Below are 17387 nucleotides of genomic sequence, written 5' to 3' on the forward strand. Positions count from 1 at the left end.
CACGCCATACGTGCGAGGTCGCAGCGAGTCAATCCGCCGCCAGCCGTGCGGCGTGTAGCGGCGCGCCGATCTCTTCATAGCCTCGCTGCGCCTGTTGCAGCAACTGCGCGCGCGTCACGTCGTCGCCGAGGACGGCGGCCAGCTCGGCGCGCCATTCACAGAGCGCGGGCGCGAGCGTCTTCGCTCCGGTGCGTTCGATCAGTTCGGCGGCGCTGGCGAGGGCGGCTTCGGCGGCGGCGCGGGCACCGGCGCCGTCGCGACGGAGGAGCGCGCGGGCGATGACGCCATGGGCCGCGGCTTCGTACATGCCGCGCAGCGAGCGGCGGCAAGGCGTGATCGCCTCTGCTGCCGCGGACTGCGCGGCCGATAGGTCGCCCGTTTGCAGCAGGGCTTCGGCCAGAAGCGCTGCTGCCATGCCTGCCGTTTCCTTTTCGACGTGTCCGAACATGCCGAGCGCGGCGCGCGCCGGTTCGATGGCATCGGCAGCTCGCCCGGCCGCGAGGTGTGCACCCATCGAACCTTTCACATCGGCGAAGAGGACGGTGACCTGCTTGCGCTCGCCTTCGAGCGCGGACTTCGATTGCAGGATTTTGTCGGCGAGATGTTTGGGAGTGTAGGCGCGAGGGGATAGGCTGTCAGCAGCGACTCGGGTCGTGGCTGTCACGGGGGGCGCTGGCGCGGCCACCGGGTGGGCGCACTGCGGGCAGAAACGCGCGGCGGTTGGTACCTCCGCGTCACATTCGGCACACCGCGGCGGCAGCGGCGCCGCGCACTGCATGCAGAAGCGTGCGGCCGCGGGACTCTCGCTGCCGCACGTCGTGCAGATTAGCGGTGCGCGCCCGGCATTCGTGCGACGGTTCACGGTTCTAGCCCCACCTTCTTCAGCAGCTCCGTAAAACGCGGGTCGGAGCGCAGCGGGTCGAAGTCGGGATCGACCTTCAACTGCATCACGTAATACGAGCGCTGCTCCTGCGCCTGCGCCAAGGCCACGAGCGCCTCATCGAGTTGGCCGAGCCCGACGAGGATGCTGGCTACGAAGGCGGGAGAGACGAACTCATCATGCACCCGTTGGCGCAGATGGTTCAGAACCTTCGTCGCTTCCGCTCGGTTGCCCGCATCGGCATAGACGCGCCCGAGGACCGACTCGATTTCCGGAGAGGACGACAACTGCTTGGCCTTGAGCAGCTCGGCAATCGCCTCCGGAAATCTGCCGGCGCGCCCGTGGCTGTGCCCGAGCCACTCGTGTGCCCACCAGTTGTCGGGATCGATGGCGACCGCGGTTCGGAACTGCTCGATCGCGGCATCGTTGCGGCCGGCAAAGTAGAGGTCGTAGCCGTAAAAGATGCAGGCGTTGGGCGACAACGGATCGAGCTCGACCGCGCGCCGCCCCTCAGCGAATCCCTCATCGAACTGGCCGGCCGCCACCAGGAGGGAGGAGTACCATTGGTGCGCCGAGGCCAACTGCGGCTGCAGCGTCAACGCGGTCTGGAACTCGTGGCGTGAGCCTTCGATGTCCTGGTCGTACCAGAAGCGTACGAGGGCAAGCCATACGTGCGCTTCCGCCAGCGACGGGTCGAGCTGCAGCGCCTTCTCTGCCGCCTCGCGGGCGCGCGGCAGAGCCCGGTTCGACGGCAGCGCCCAGTCGACGATCCAGACGTAGTACCCGGCGAGGCCGACGTACGCCAAAGCATAGTTCGGGTCGCGCGCGATCGCTTGCTGCAGGTAGCGCATCGCCGTGTCCCAGTCGTTGAGCGTCTCGGTGGCATGCCGCGCCTTCAGGTAGAGCTGATACGCCTCCAGGTCCTCCGTCGGCTTCTGCTCGAGCGTCTGGCGCTCGCCGGCAGCGAGGGTGACCTGCAGCGCCTTCGCCACCGTTTCCGCCACCTGGCTGCGGATGGCAAAGATGTCCCGCAGCTCGCGGTCGTAGCTGTCGGACCACAGGTGATAGCCGTCGGCGGCGTTGATGAGCTGGGCGGTGATGCGCACCTGGTTGCCGGCCTTGGCCACGCTGCCTTCGAGCACAGTGCCGACGTGCAGTTGCGCACCGATGCTTTCGATGGGTTCGTTCTTGCCTTTGAAGGCGAACGACGAGGTGCGGGCCGCGACGTGCAGGCCCGACACTTTGGACAATGCGGTGATCAAATCTTCCGTGATGCCGTCGCTGAAATACTCGTTCTCCTTGTCGGAGCTCATGTTGACGAAGGGCAGCACGGCGACGGACTTACGATCCTGGTCGCGAGTCAGCGGGGTGCGTACGGTGGGCGAGACGGATGACGAACGATCCGCGGTGCGCGACCACGTGAGATAGGCACCCACAGCTCCCAGCACGACCACCGACACGATGGCGATAGGTAGCGTCCGCCGTCGCGTCACCGCCGATTCCGGCGGCCGCGTCGGCTTCGCCTTATCGCTCGCCGCCGGCGCCTCGAATGAAGCCATGCCCTCGAGCCCGGCCTCGCGGATCTGCAGGGCCTCGTCGAAACCCTTCAGCGCATAGCTGCCGTGGGCGCGCCAGAGGACCGGCTGAAGGAAGGCATCGGCTTCGAGACGCTGCCGCGCACTGTCCGCCACCGCGGATGACATGAGCACTTGGCCGGGCCTTGCAAGGCCGGAGATGCGGGCGGCGAGGTCGACGGCGAGACCTTCGACGCGCGGCTGCGCCAGATCTCCATCGGGTCCGGGCCGTTCGCTCACCTCGCCCATGTGGATGCCGGTGCGCACCCCCGGAAGGTCGGGCTCTTCGCGGTGTACTTGCTGGAGCCGCAGCGCGAACAAGACCGCGGCACTGGGCGTCTCGAAGGTCAGGAAGCAGCCGTCGCCGGCCCAGTCGATGATGCGGCCGCCGGACTCGGCCGCCAGCCGTCGCACGTGGGCCCGATGCCGAGTGATCAACTCGCCGACGGCCTGGTCGCCCCGCTGCGTCTTCAGGGCGGTCGAGTCCGCCAAGTCGGTGAAGACCAGCGTCAGGATACGGGAGATGTCCGTCACGATCCGAGCTCCTGCGCCAACCGCTCCGCGTATCCCGTCGCGCCCATCTCGGTGAAGAGGCGATGCGCCTCGCGCAGCCACTGCTGCGCTTCAGAGGCGTCGGCTCGCAGCGCCGCGAGCCGGGCGCGCTCGACGTAGATCTGCGGCTCGTAGGAGCGTGCGCCGGTCGACTGCACCAGCGCCTGGGCGTGATCCAGTGCGGCTGCGATGGCGACGCTGGCGCCGGCTTCATCGATGGCGCGGCGCACGCGCGCCAGAGCGAGCTGGGCGCGCACCTCGGCGACTCGCATCTGCATGCGCACGGCAGTCTCGATCGCTTCCTCGACCAGCGCGCGCGCGCGGGGCTCGTCGCCCAGGCCGAGGTGCGCTTCGGCGAGCGCCGCCAAGTAGTAGGCGTCCAGAAAGCGCCCCGCCTGGTTGGCGCGACCCAAGTCCAGAGCGAGCTCCAGATTCTCGCGGGCGCTCTGCCACTCCTTGGCCAGGACGCAGGCCATGCCGTAGTGGCCGTAGGCGCCGACTCGGCCGAGGACGCTGCCGATCTTCTCAGCGGACTCGATGGCTCGCCGGCCCATCGATTGGGCGCCCGACGGGTCTCCGGCACGCGAGAGGTTGCGCGCCGACCAGAAGTCGATCCAACTCGCCATCTCATTCCCACCGAAGCGACGGGCGCGCTCGTCGGCGCGGCGGAGCGCTTCTGCGGCCTCCTGGAAGCGGCCGAGATCGGTCAGGATCACCCCGCAGTGCCAGAGTGAGTCGGCGGTGCAGATGCCGATCGTCGCGATGCCCAGGGCGGGATCGACTTCGCCGAGCGCGATCTGCTCGGCGTTCATTCTCTGCGCGGCGACGAGATCGCCGAACAGCCAGAGTGAAAAATCGAATGCCGTGCGCGCCGACCAACGCAGCTCCGGGTCGCCGGTCGCATCCGCCAGAACGACGGACTCCTCGAAGATCGGAATGGCGCGCCGCGGGCTTCCGTCCAGGGCATGGATGAGCCCGAGCGAATAGTGGAGACGCACCTGTTCGCGCACGTCGCCGGCCGCCACGGCCAGGGCCTTACCCTCCGCGAAGATCTCAGCGACGCGCTCGCTGGTCATTCCCAGTCGCCAGCCGAAGAGCAGCAACTGCGACGTCGCCTCGCGGCGCAGAGCTACGCCCGCGTCGAAGGACGGCGCCGACTGCAGGATCCCCCACACCTTCTCCCAGTGGCGCACCGCTTCCACCGGACTGTCGAAGCCGGCGACACGAGCGGCCCGCGCGTACCACTGCGACGCGGTCAACGCGTCTCCCGCCTGCTCCCAATGATAGGCGAGCAGCGCCGCGCGTTCATCGAGCTTGGTGGCGTGCCGTTGCTCGGTGGCACGCGCCACCGCGGCGTGCACCTGCGCCCGGCGTGCGCCGAGCTGCGAGCGGTACGCGACTTCCTGCGTCAGCGGATGCTTGAAGGCGTACTCGACCTCAGGATAGAGCGCCGTCTCGTAGACGAACTCGCCGGCCCGCAACGTATTGAGCGCCGCGGCGAGCCTAGGCGAAGACAGCCGACCGCCCTCGTCCGCCGCGACCACCGCGGCCAGAATCGCGCCGGAGAACTCCTTGCCGATCACCGACGCGGTCTGCAGCGTGCGCTTCTCGTCGTCGCCGAGACGGTCGATGCGCGCCGCGAGCACCGTCTGCACCGTCGCCGGAATCTCCACCGCTTCAACCGAGCCGACCAGGCGATAGGCGCCGTGCGCGCCCGTCAGGCGGCCGCTTTCCAGCAGCGACTGCACGACCTCTTCAATGAAGAACGGGTTGCCGCCGGTGCGCCGGTGCACGTACGCCGATAGGCCCGCCACCGAAGGGTCGGATCCCAGCAGATCGGCGAGCAACTCCCGGGTCGCCTCCGGCCCGAGCGGCAGCAGCGGTATCTGCTGGTAGTACGCCTTGCGCATCCAGTCGGCTCCGTACTCCGGGCGGAAGTTCACCAGCCAGAGCGTACGGGTGTTCTGCACAGCGGCGATCGAGTGCGCCAGAAAGGCGTCGCTGCCGGGATCGATCCAGTGCAGGTCGTCGAGAAACAGGACGGTCGGCTCGCGCACACTGCGCGCTTCGGTCAGATGACGCACGAAGGCGAAGAGCTTTTGCTGTCGACCCTCAGGGCTCATGGCGGGCGCCGGCCTGCTGGGATCGGCGACGCCCATGAAGTCGAACAGGATCGGCAGCAGCTCCTGGAACGCGTCGTCGAGCAGCAGTAACTCACCGGCGATCTTGCGGCGCGCCTCGTGATCGGTGTCGCGCTCGGCGATGCCGAAGATGTCGCGCAGCATCTCCAGCAGCGGCAGGTGAGGAATGGTCTTGCCGTGCGCCGGGCAGTGTCCTTCGTTGACGCGCACGCCGCGGGCCCGGCAGCGCTCAACGAACTCGAGGCAGAGGCGGCTCTTACCGGTGCCGGCGTCGGCAACCACGCCGACGACCTGTCCTTGGCCACCGATCGCCGCGTCGAGTGCGCCCTTGAGCGTCGCCATCTCGCGCTCGCGGCCGACGAACTTCGAGAAGCCGCGCGCGCGGGAGATGTCGAGGCGCGTGCGCAACGACCCGACGCCTTGCAGCTCGTAGGCGCGCAGCGGGGCGCTCACGCCTTTCAAGTCGAACTCGCCGAGATCGCGGAGTTGAAAGTACCCCTCGACGAGGCGCGCGGTGTGCGCTGTCAGGTACGTGCTGTCGGCGGCGGCGCGCGATTCCATGCGTTGCGCCAGGCCCACGGTGTGACCCTGCGCCGTGTAGTCCATGCGCAAGTCGTCGCCGATCCTGCCGACCACCACCTCGCCCGAATTGATCCCGATGCGCGTCGACAGGCTCACACCGGACGTGCGCCGCAGCTCGTCGGCGTAGCCCTTGAGCGCGTCGCGCAGATGCAGCGCCGCGTAGCAGGCGCGCTGCGCATGGTCCTCGTGCGCGATCGGCGCGCCGAAGAGCGCCATGATGCCGTCGCCGGTGTACTGGTTCACCGTGCCTTCGAAACGATGCACGCCCTCGGTGAGAATCTGAAAGAAGCGATCGAGGATCGTGTGCCACTGTTCGGGATCAAGTTGCTCGGCCAACTCCATCGAGCCCTTCACATCGGCGAACAGCACGGTGACCTGCTTGCGCTCGCCTTCGAGCGCCGACTTGGATTGCAGAATTTTGTCGGCGAGATGTTTGGGGGTGTAGGCGCGGGGATCGGGGTTCAGGGGTCGGGGATCGGTCTGGCTTTCAGCTTTCGACCTGTGACTTGTGGCTGTTGTTGCCGCGCTGCATTCGAGGCAGAACTTCGCGGCGGGCGGCAGCTCGGTCCCGCAGCTCGCGCAGCGGGCAGCGATGGCCGCGCCGCACTCAAGGCAGAACTTCGCCCGCTCGGGGCTCTCGCAACCGCACTTCGCGCAGTTCATGCGCCGATCTCCTTCGCCAGCCGCTCCGCATGTCCCGTGGCGCCGATGGATCGGTAGAGAGCCAGCGCCTCCCGCACCAGCCGATCGGCAGCCGGCGTGTCACCGAGCGCGGCGCTCAGACGCGCGCGCATCTCCAGGATGCGCGGTGACAGAGCGCGACCCTCGATCGAGTCGACGAGGTGCTTGGCGCGGTCGATGGCGGCCCCGATCTCTGCGCGCGGCACGACCCCATGGGTCGCCAGGAGAGTCCCGGCCAGCGCCAGCTGGGCCGCCGCCTCGTAGTAGTGGCAGCCGCCGGCGCTCGCGAGATCGATGCCCTCGCGCGCCGCGGCCACGGCCTCGGCGCGTTGGCCGAGTGCCAGATGTGCCTCCGCGAGTACGGCCAACCCCAGGGGAAGGAGCGCGCGCAGCACGCGGCGATCCCGAGCGATCGCGGCGCTCTCGCGGAGGGCGTCGCGAGCGGCGGCGGGCTGTCCTTCAAGCAGATACGCAAACCCAAGGGTCAGGTACGCGCACATCCGGGACGCCTCGTTGTCGAGCTTCTCCGCAATCTCCAGGCTCCGACGACCGTGCTCCAGGGTGGACTCGGTGACTCCGCATGTGTACGCGAGCATCGCCCAGGTGACTTGCATCCAGGTGAATATCTCGAGCTCACCTGATTCTTCCGCGACGCGCTCCGCCTCTCTGACCTGGCTCCATGCCTCCGTGAGGCGCCCCAGATACGTGAGGGCGTGTGCGCGCGCGTGAAGCATCCCCGTTCGCGGGCTGTAGCCGACGATGTCCTTGCCCAGCCGATTATCCGATCCGACCTCTTCCAGCACCCGCGCCGACCACTCGAGCCCCGCCCGGCCATCGCCCCCGTGGAAGTGCCCAAAGGCTGGGAACGTTCCAATCGCCGCGCGCAATCCCGGATCGCCACATTCCCGCGCCAAGAGTGCAGCCTCCTCGCCGTAGCGGACGTAGTCATGCGCAGAGCCTGCGACACTAAACCGCACGAGGCCGTAGCGGCCAACCAACAGAGCCGTTGCGGCGCGATCACCGAGCCCCTCCGTGAGGGCGCGGCCTTCTGCGAACACCGCCGCCGCCTCTTCTTCACTGCCTCCCATCCGCCAGCCGAGCGAGAGGAGCTGGTTGCATGCGTGCAGCGCCAGCTCGCTGCGCTCGCTGACGTCCTCCACACCGGGCGCCAGCTCGCGCACGCGGCGCCAGTGGCGCAGTCCTTCGCGCGGGTCGGAGAGGCCGGCCCACTCGGCGGCGCGACGGTGCCAGCGCGCCGCACGGCCGCGGTCCTCCGCGTCGGCCCAGTGCTGCGCGATCTCGGCGGCGCGCTCCTCGAGGTTGCCGCCAGCATCTTCTAGCGCCTGTGCCACCGCGGCGTGCACACGCGCGCGCCGCTCACGCAACTGCGAGCGCTCGGCCACCTCTTGCGTCAGTGGGTGTTTGAAGGAGTACTCGAGCTGCGGATAGAGCGCCGCTTCGTAGAGGAACTCCGCCGCCGCCAGCGCCGCCAGCGCTTGGCTGAGTGCCGTCTCGTCGATCGCCGCGACCTTTGTCACCACCAGCCGCAACAACGCCTCGCTGAACGTCTTACCTATCACCGCCGCGGTTTGCAGGATTTGTTTCTCGCGCTCCGCCAGCCGATCGATGCGTGCCGCCAGGACGGCCTGCACACTCGCCGGGACCTCCAGTGCTGCAACCGGGGTCGTCAGCCGGTAGGCACCGCGCTTCCCCGCGAGATGGCCGCTCTCCACCAGCGACTGCACCACCTCCTCGATGAAGAACGGGTTGCCCTTCGTTCGCTCGTGAATCATCTCGGGCAGCGCCGCGACACTCGGATCCTCACCAAGTTGATCGCGTAACAACGCGCGGATTGCCTCCGGTCCCAGCGGTTGTAGCGGGAGGTGTTGATAGTACGAGCGCTGCATCCAACGCGCCTGGTATTCGGGACGGAAGTTGACGAGCCAGAGATCGCGGGTGGCGGGGACGCTCTCGACGGTCGTCTCCAGGAAGGCGTCGCTCGCGCCGTCGAACCAATGGAGGTCTTCGAGCAGGAATACCCGCGTTCCACCGTACCCCGGGTCGTGGAGAATCCGCTTCACCACACCGTGTATGCGCTTCTGCCGCTGCTCGGGGTCGATCGCGGGGGACGGGTTCGCAGCATCGGGCACGCCGAAGACGTCGAAGATGAAGGGCAGGACCTCGCGGAAGCCCTCGTCCATCAGCAGCAGGCGGCCAGCGATCTTCGCCCGCGTCGTTTCCGGCGTGTCTTCATCGGTGATGGCGTAGAAGGCGCGCCAGACCTCGAGCATCGGCAGCATCGGGATCGACTTGCCGTGCGCGACACCGCGTCCCTCAAGCACCGGAATGCCGCGCGCCCGGCAGCCGTCGAGGAACTCGGCGCACAGGCGCGACTTGCCGGTGCCTGCGTCGGCCACCACACCCACCACTTGGCCGCTACCGCTGCGGGCGCGTTCAAGTGCGGCATCGAGCACGGCCATATCGCGATCACGTCCGACGAAGGTCGAGAGCCCGCGCGCTCGCGAGCGGTCGAGGCGCGTGCGAAACGTTCCCACGCCCTCGAGGTCGAAGAGGCCGACGGGTTCGGTGACGCCCTTCACCTTGGTGCGACCCAGGTCCTGCAACTGGAAGTAGCCCTCGACCAACCGCGCCGTGTGCTCGGAGAGACAGATGTGTCCGGACTCGGCGAGCGCTTCCATGCGTTGCGCGAAGCCGACGGTGTGTCCTTGCGCAGTGTAGTCCATGCGCAGATCATCGCCGATCTTGCCGACCACGACATCGCCGGAATTGAGACCGATGCGCACGCCGAACGGCACTCCGTGCCGCGCCCGGACTTCCTTGGCGTACTCGCGAACGGCGTCGCGGATGTGCAGCGCCGTGTAGCAGGCGCGGTGCGCGTGATCCTCGTGCGCGATCGGCGCGCCGAAGAGCGCCATGATGCCGTCGCCGGTGTATTGATTCACTGTCCCTTCGAAGCGATGCACGCCATCGGTGAGAATGGCGAAGAAGCGATCGAGGATGCTGTGCCACTCTTCGGGATCGAGTTGCTCAGCCAGCTCCATCGAACCTTTCACATCGGCGAAGAGGACGGTGACTTGCTTGCGCTCGCCTTCGAGGGCGCTGCGCGAGGTCAGGATCTTGTCGGCGAGGTGCTTGGGTGTGTAGGAAAGGGGGCTCGGAGGAAGGTTGTTCGTTGTTAAGTTGTTTGTTGTTGGGGAAGAACCGATCTGGCTTTGGGCTTTCAACTCGTCGCTTGAAGCTAGGGCCGCGCGACATTTGCGGCAGAACTTGGCAGTGGGCCGGTTGCTGGCACCGCAGGTTGGGCACGCGGCTTCCAGCGGCGCGCTGCACTCTTCGCAGAAAGCGCTATCGGCGAGATTCTCAGTGTGGCACTTGGGGCATTTCATGGGAATGGTCTCATCGGATCATTTGGTCATGGGCTCTTTGCGGAAAATGAATCAATGACTCGATGACTCAATGGCTCGATTCCGCGAGGTTCGGATAGCGCCGGCGCATTTCCTCCAGCATCCATTCGCGCACTGCGGGGTCGTTCTCGACGAGCGCGCGCAGCCGCTCGCGCGAGATGGCGTAGGTGATCATGTGCGACATCGCGGTGACCGTCGCGGATCGCACGGTGTCGAGCAGCACGCCGCGTTCGCCGACGACGTCGTGCTCGCCGACCGTGGCCACGCCTTTGCGTCCGATGGTCACCGAGGCGTGGCCTTCCTCGATGATGTAACACTCCGGCGATTCGCCGCCCTCGACGCACAGCATGTCGCCGGGCTCGAAGCTCATTGGGTAGGCCGTCGCGGCGAGATGTTGCAGTTCGTCGCGCGTGCAGCGTTGGAAGAGACTGTTGCGCGATAACAGCGTCACCGTGGCGGCCAAGCGGTCTCCCGTGCGCACGGGAACCGAGTCGGCACGCGTCGGCTCGCTCTCGATCCGCTGCCGCAATTCGGCGCGCCAACGCAGATCGGCCTCCGCGCCGCCCGGACGAAGCCCGCGCTCCGCAGACGCCGGGGTTGCTGTTCTCACCGCGGTCGTCTCGGTCGGAATCGCTGCTACCGGCACAGATCGCCGCGCCGCCGCCGAACGGCAGGCGACATGCAGTGAGGTGAGTCCACGCAGTGTGAGGCGGTCTTGGAAATGTGGCGGCTCGCCGCTCAGCTCGATGGAGTTGAAACGGGCGAGCATGTTCTTGAAGGTGATGCCGATCTCCGCGCGCGCCAGCGCCGCTCCGAGACAGAAATGGACTCCACCGCCGAATGACACGGGTTCGATTTCGGTGCGGGTGACGTCGAGTTGATCAGGGTGGGGATAGTGGGCGGGGTCGTGATTGCCCGCGCCCAGCAGCGCGAAGACCTGCTCGCCCGCCGGGATGGTGATGCCGCCGATGTCGATGGCCGCCTCGGTCACGCGATTCACCAACTGGGCGGTGCCGTCGTAGCGCAAGAACTCGTCGGGCAGATTGGCGAAGAGCGAGTCATCGGTGCGCAGCAGCGCAAGTTGGTCGGGATGGCGCAACAACGCCAGCAATCCATTGCCGAACAAGTTGGTGGTCGTCTCGAAGCCCGCGCCGAAGAGGAGCGACGCCATCGTGGAGAGTTCATCGTCAGAGAGCCGATCACCGTCGCTTCCCGCCCCCGCCAACGCGCTGAGCAGGTCCTCGCCCGGTTGTTTTCGTTTCTCCGCGATCAATCCCAGGAAATATTCTTTGATGGCGACCTGGGCGACGTCGGCCGCTGCGAGCTGCTCGGCCGTCGGTTGCATTTCGAAGATCGCCACCAGATCGCGAACGAGACCTCGGAACCGCGGGCGGTCCGTTTCGGGCACGCCGAGCATCACGCCGATGATCGTCACCGGGAGTGGAAAGCCGACGGCTTCCAGCACGTTGCCGCCACCGGCCTCGGCGATCGGATCGAGCAGCGCCGTCACCGTGCGTTCGATGACCGGCTTGAGGTTCTCGATCATGCGCGGAGTGAACGACTTCGACACCAGCTTGCGCAGCCGCGTGTGTTCCGGACCGGTGGTATTGAGCATGGAGTGTTCGCCGGCGGTCAACGACGGATGTGTGCGCCAATCGGGACCAAAGCGCTGTTCGATCTGCGGCGCGTAGTCCTTGCCGAGGCGCGGATCACGCATCGCCGCCCAGCAGTCGTCGTAGCGGCTGAGCAACCACATCCCCATCTTGGTGCGATGCACCGGCGCCGTTTCGCGCAGTTGATGGTAGAGCGGGTAGGGATCGGCGCGTCCTTCGGGCGTGAAGAACAGTTCGTTGACGACACGCTCAGCGGCTTCGAACCGATCCGTGTCCTTCCCATTGTGCTGATTCGGCATCACAGTCCTCCGGGATTTGGTTGAGTGCGCGGTCGGGTTCAGTCGTGATTGAGACGCTGAGTAGGGCCACAGCTAGCAGCCGCCACTTGGGCGCGCAAACCGCCGTCGCCGCAAATCGCAATCGCTCCTCGAGTCGCGATCGTATGACGTCGAGTGGGCTTCGCGACGTTGTGTTTCCCGTGCGCGCGTGACAAGCGTCCGAAATGCCCTGCCTCGCAATCGCCGGAGTTAGCCGATGACGTCGACGCGCTGGGAAACGCTCGATCCGCGCACGCCGGTGATCGTCGGCGTTGGCGTGGCGACGCAACAACTCGACGACCCGGGGCGCAGTCTCGAAGCGATCGAGCTGATGATTGCCGCGACGCTCACGGCGGCCGAAGACAGCGGCGCCCCCAGTATCCTCAAGGCGGTTCAGCGCGTCGCCGTTCCGGGCGGCTTATGGCAGTACTCCGACCCCGGCCGCATCATTGCACAGCGCATCGGCGCCGCCGGCGCGCAGACGGTGCTGGTGGCAACCGGCATCCCGCAGCAGACACTGTTGAACGACGCGTATGCGGCGATCCGCGACGGAACGCTGGAGGTGGCGCTGATCGTCGGTGGCGAAGCGGCGCGGCGAGCCGCGATGGCCCGCCGGCTCGGCGTCACCGTCGTGGATACGGTGCAGGAGGAAGCGACGCCCGACGATCTGCAGCTCCCAACCGATGAGATCATCACCAGCATCGAGATCGACGCGGGGGTGTCCTCCGCGATGCAGCCCTTTGCGCTCATCGACAGCGCGCTGCGCTATGCCGAAGGGCGTTCGCTCGATCAGCACCGCGACGAGATTGCGCGACTGTGGGCGGGATTCAGCACGGTGGCGTCGCAGTCCCCCCACGCCGCCTTCCCCGAGCCGCGCGACGCGGCGTTCATCCGCGAACCCAGTGCGTCGAATCGTCCAATCGCATTCCCATACAACAAGTGGCACTGCGCGCAGATGAACGTTGACCAAGCGGCGGCGCTGCTGGTGTGCAGCCTCGACGCGGCGGTGCGGTTCGGCGTCGACCGCGATCGGGTGGTGTTCCCGCTCGTCGCGCTTGAATCGAGTTTCTCGCTGCCGGTGCCGAAGCGGCGCGACTTGCATCGCTGGCCGGCGATGGAGGTGCTAGGCGCGGCGGCCGAGGCGCACCTCGGTCACGCGCTGTCGGACATCGCGTTCGTGGAACTCTACAGTTGCTTTCCCGCTGCGGTGCGCGTTCAACAACGTGCCCTGCGACTGCCCAGCGACGGCGTGCCGACCATCACGGGCGGCGAGACCTTCGCCGGGGGGCCGTGGAACAACTTCGTACTGCAGGCGACGGTTGCGATGATCGAGCGCCTGCGAGTGGAACGAGATGTGAAGGGCCTCGTCTCCACGGTGAGCGGGATCGTGAACAAGCCCGGCCTCGCCGTGTACGCGACGCGACCCGAGCCGATGCCCCTACTGCTCGGTGACCTGGGTGATCAAGCCGAGCGGGCAACGCCGCGCGTCGAGTTGATTGCCGGGCACCGCGGCCCGGTTCGAGTGGCGGCATACACCGTCACCTACGAGCAAGCGGGGCCGACGAAGTGCACCATCATCGCCGACACGCCGAGCGGCACGCGCTGCATGGCATCGTCCGACGACGCCGCGTTGGCGCGCCGCGCGACGCACGAGGAGCTGATCGGGACCACCGTCGTCATCGACGGCATCCGGTTCGAGCTCCGAACGTGAGGCGGAGCAGTACGCGGCCTTCCAACCGCTCGGATCAAGGTGGTCCCAACGGGAATCGAACCCGTGTTCCCGACGTGAGAGGCCGGTGTCCTAACCGCTAGACGATGGGACCGTCGTTATCGAATGCGGAACTCGGAATGCGGAATTCGGAATGCGCGATCCGCCGAGCTGCAATTCCGCATTCCGAATTCCGCATTCCGCACTCGTGAACTGAGGAGGTAGGACTCGAACCTACAATAACCTGATCCAGAGTCAGGTGGCTTACCAATTTGCCCACTCCTCATCAAAAACGTCCCGAAGACTAAGCGGTGACTTCCCGCTTGTCAACATACTCAACCTACGGATGCGCCCGCGAGAGTGCTGTCGCCGATCAGTGAAAGCGCGTGGCGCAGGCGCGTCAACGTGCGCGCTTTGCCGAGCACCTCGATCACCTCGAAGATGCCGGGACTGACCGTGCCGCCGGTCAATGCGACGCGCACCGGCTGCGCCAACTTGCCGAGCGCGAGCCCGTGCCGCTCCATCACGGTGTTGAACGCGGTCTGCAGCGCCTGGTGATCCCACGACGCCAGTGCCTGCAACTCGGCGATCAATTGCTGCAGCGGGTTGGCAATCTCCGTGCGCAAATGTTTCGCGACCGCTTTGGTGGCGTACTCGAAGTCGTCCGAAAGATAGAAGCGCGCGCAATCGGTCAGCTCAACGAGGGTCTTCGCGCGCTCCTGCAGCGTGGCGAGTGCCCGCTGCAGCGCGGTGGCGTCGTCGAGGTACTTCGTCCACCCGCGTGCGGCGATGAAGGGCCTGGCGGCCTCGGCGAGCTGCGCGATTGGCAACGCCTTCAAGTGCTGGAAGTTCACCCACTCTAGTTTCTCGGGATTGTAGACGCCCGCCGATTTTCCAACGCTCTCCAGCGAGAAGTACTCGATCAGCTGCGCGCGGCTGAAGATTTCCTGGTCGCCGTACGACCATCCGAGCCGGGCCAGGTAGTTCGTCACGGCGTCCGGCAGATACCCGGCCTCGCGATAGGCGGTGACCGAGGTGGCGCCGTGGCGCTTGCTGAGGCGCGCGCGGTCGAGCCCAAGAATGAGCGGGATGTGGGCGAAGGCCGGCACCGGGAAGCCGAACGCGTGATAGAGCTGGATCTGCTTGGGTGTGCTCGCCAGCAGATCTTCGCCGCGGATGATGTGGCTGATGTTCATCGCGGCGTCGTCGATGACCACGCAGCAGTTGTACGTCGGAGCGCCGTCGGAGCGCACGAGAATGAGATCGTCGAGTTCGCGGTTCTGGAAGACGACGGGACCCTTCACCAAATCCGCGACCGCAGTCTCGCCGTCGAGCGCCGCCTTGAAACGAATCGTGAACGGTCCGCTGCCTGAGGGGGTGGCGTCGCGGCAAGTGCGGTCGTACATCGCCTTGCGCCCCTCGGCCATCGCGGCCTTGCGCTTGGCGTCGAGGAGTTCGGCACTGCAATAGCAGCGGTAAGCATGGCCGGAACTCAGCAAACGCTCGACATGTTCGCGATAGATGTCCCAGCGATCGCTCTGAAAGACCGGCCCCTCGTCCCACTCGAGGCCGAGCCAGCGCATCGCCTCGATGATCGCGTCGATCGACTCGGGGGTCGAGCGCTCGCGATCGGTGTCCTCGATCCGGAGGACGAACGTGCCGCCGTGGTGCCGGGCGTAGAGGTAGGAAAACAGTGCCGTCCGCGCGCTCCCGATGTGAAGATAGCCGGTCGGGCTGGGTGCGAAACGCGTGCGCACGGCCATGGGCTGCGAGTAACAAGGGCCTTCCGGCAAGTCAACGCGCTGAATCCATCCATTTGATTGCCAATGGATCGCCGGCCGGTGCGATGCACGCGCGCGTGCGAGCAGCACTTTATGCCTTGCCAAGACGCTCGTGTCTCTAGTATGACCGCGTCACGGCGCAGCGGTTGGGGGTGCTCGCTCGGCCGCGGTGACTGAGAAGGAGGGGTGCAATGGGTGAATCAGCGCGATGTGGGGATTCTCGCTGGGTCAGGCTGTTGGCTGCGGTGGCGTTGGCAGTCGCGATGGTCGGCGGCGCCACGCGGCCGGGGCACGCCACCATCAAGTATGGGGCGATGCAGGTCTCAGGCAGCTTCGAGGCGCAGAACTTGGCGCGCGATCCGTCGCCGACCGAGTTTCACTTCATCCAGCAACGCAATACCTTCCGATTGCGAATCGACTGGGACTGGGTGCAGAACGGCAACTTCCTCGACAAGGTCAACGTCCCGTTCGCCGAGTCTTCGAAACTCTTCATGCTCTATCGCGGTGTCTACGATAGCTTCTACGACATCGCGCCGACCGAGAACCAGATCGGCCAGACGATATTCGACGACAAGGTCGGCGGTCCGATCGACGGTACCGGTTCGCGCTTCAACAATTCCACGCGCAGCGCCGACAAGTTCGAAAACCAGTTGCGGGAGTTCTACATCGACACCAAACTCAAGGATCTGCCGGTCAGTCTCCGTACCGGCCGGCAGCAAGTGATCTGGGGCGAGAGCGACCAGTTCCGCTTGATGGACATTTGGAACCCGCTGGATACCACGTGGCACTTCCAACAAGAGTCGTGGGACAACATCCGCATCGCCACCTGGCTGGCCAAAGCCTTGTGGGATGTCGGCGATGTTGGTCCGTTCTCCAACACGTTTGTCGAAGTCGTCTACAACCCGTTTGATTTCCAGCCTGGCGCGAAGGTCGACTTTTTGCCGCGACCCTGGGCGCTGCCGTTTCCAGATCCGCTGCGCGGCGGACAGGTGCAGTACGACCCAAGGATCAACCGGTACGTCTCACCCACGTTCAATTTGGAAGGCACGAGCCTGCGCAAGGGAGCGTTCCAGCGCAACCCGGCGGACGCCAGTGAGATCGGTACGCGGGTGCACGCGGTGACACCACAGGGCCTCGAGTTTTCGCTGAACTACTTGTACGGCCGCGGCCGCGGTGTCGGCGCCGCGTCGCCGTTCGCCGTCAAGATTCACTCGATTACAACGAACGGGCACGGTCAAAGCGCACTTGGAATGCCGATCGAGGATGCGAAGTTTCTGGGCAAGAGTGTATACCCGGTCGCTGTGGATGCTGAAGTAATCCACCCATACATGCACATCTTTGGCCTTACGGGGAACTACTTCGAAGGTGACTTTACGCAAGCCGTCTTCCGCTTTGAAAGCGCGTACGTGATGGGTGAGCCGTTCCAGACCACGGACCCAAGCAAGCGCGTCACGGTCACGAACGAGGATGGTGTTTCCAGCGGAACACTGGCTCCGATCGGGTTCGAACAACGCGATGTGTGGGCCGGGATGATCGGCTTCGACCGCCCGACCTGGATTCGCTGGCTTAATTCGAAGGCCACCTGGTTCCTCACCGGCCAAGCGTTTTGGAACTACACGACCGGCGCGAACGTCGATCAGCTGGTCGGCAACAACAGCGCCGGCGACTCTCCGTACTTCACGCCGAAGGCGGGTCAGCCTGGCTCGAACACGCAAGGCCTCGGTGTCTGGCAGGGCGGTCAATTCAACGGTTTCACCGAGCGACTCCAGGATGCTTCGGTCGCCGGCAACGGCGATAACATCCGCCGCTGGGAGAGTTTGATCACGATCGCGGGCACCAGCTTCTACCGCGGTGGGACCATTGTGCCGTTCATTGCCGACGCGTTCGATCCCGTCAATATGAACGACGAGTTCCTCTACAACCTCGATTGGTTCGCGACCAACGATCTGATCTTCAGCTTACAACAGAAATTCTTCACCGCGTTCGGGCGCACCGTGCCGAGCAACGACCCGTGGTTCGCCGGCGGCCGATTCACTCGCCGCGATGAGACGGGGGTGAAAGTCACATATCAGTTCTAAGCGATACGACCGAAGCGCTGCGAGTTGCGAGGGCCGACACATGGTGTCGGCCCTC

General features: G+C 66.0%; 8 protein-coding genes and 2 tRNA genes. 2 read left to right on the forward strand and 8 right to left on the reverse strand.

The annotated features are described in order from the left end of the window. Nucleotides 1-28: 28 nt before the first annotated feature. The 5 genes from HYR72_18105 to HYR72_18125 all read right to left on the reverse strand — a co-directional run bounded on the left by HYR72_18105 (nt 29) and on the right by HYR72_18125 (nt 11747). Nucleotides 29-862 carry a zinc ribbon domain-containing protein gene (locus HYR72_18105; protein ID MBI1816897.1) on the reverse strand — a complete coding sequence of 278 codons (834 nt, stop codon included), beginning with the start codon at nt 860-862 and terminating at the stop codon, nt 29-31. Next, nucleotides 859-2988 carry a tetratricopeptide repeat protein gene (locus HYR72_18110; protein MBI1816898.1) on the reverse strand — a complete coding sequence of 710 codons (2130 nt, stop codon included), beginning with the start codon at nt 2986-2988 and terminating at the stop codon, nt 859-861. Before HYR72_18110 ends, HYR72_18105 begins: the two co-directional genes overlap by 4 nt. Continuing rightward, nucleotides 2985-6392 (reverse strand): AAA family ATPase, encoded by a 3408-nt coding sequence (locus HYR72_18115; GenBank protein MBI1816899.1) that lies wholly within the window; start codon nt 6390-6392, stop codon nt 2985-2987. The genes HYR72_18110 and HYR72_18115 overlap by 4 nt, the downstream gene beginning before the upstream one ends. Beyond that, entirely contained in the window at nt 6389-9817 is a 3429-nt protein-coding gene (locus HYR72_18120) for an AAA family ATPase (protein MBI1816900.1), read from the reverse strand. Before HYR72_18120 ends, HYR72_18115 begins: the two co-directional genes overlap by 4 nt. 67 nt (nt 9818-9884) lie before the next feature. Continuing rightward, complete coding sequence (locus HYR72_18125; protein MBI1816901.1) at nt 9885-11747, reverse strand: cytochrome P450; 1863 nt, start codon at nt 11745-11747, stop codon at nt 9885-9887. 235 nt (nt 11748-11982) lie between these two features. On the opposite strand from HYR72_18125, the gene HYR72_18130 reads away from it, so the two are divergent. Continuing rightward, on the forward strand, nt 11983-13476 hold the full coding sequence (locus HYR72_18130; protein MBI1816902.1) for a hypothetical protein: 1494 nt from the start codon (nt 11983-11985) through the stop codon (nt 13474-13476). A 40-nt stretch (nt 13477-13516) separates the two neighbouring features. Here HYR72_18130 and HYR72_18135 read toward each other — a convergent pair. The 3 genes from HYR72_18135 to gltX all read right to left on the reverse strand — a co-directional run bounded on the left by HYR72_18135 (nt 13517) and on the right by gltX (nt 15236). After that, nucleotides 13517-13588, reverse strand: a tRNA-Glu gene (locus HYR72_18135). A gap of 98 nt (nt 13589-13686) precedes the next feature. Then, nucleotides 13687-13759: transfer RNA gene (locus tag HYR72_18140), tRNA-Gln, on the reverse strand. A 49-nt stretch (nt 13760-13808) separates the two neighbouring features. Next, entirely contained in the window at nt 13809-15236 is a 1428-nt protein-coding gene (gene gltX, locus HYR72_18145) for a glutamate--tRNA ligase (GenBank protein ID MBI1816903.1), read from the reverse strand. A 209-nt stretch (nt 15237-15445) separates the two neighbouring features. Between gltX and HYR72_18150 the strand changes: the two genes are divergently transcribed. Next, the gene (locus tag HYR72_18150; GenBank protein MBI1816904.1) at nt 15446-17332 is read left to right on the forward strand and encodes a hypothetical protein; all 1887 of its coding nucleotides are present in this window, start codon (nt 15446-15448) and stop codon (nt 17330-17332) included. Nucleotides 17333-17387: the final 55 nt, after the last annotated feature.

The sequence above is a fragment of the Deltaproteobacteria bacterium genome (assembly GCA_016178705.1).
GTDB lineage: Bacteria > Desulfobacterota > Binatia > HRBIN30 > JACQVA1 > JACOST01.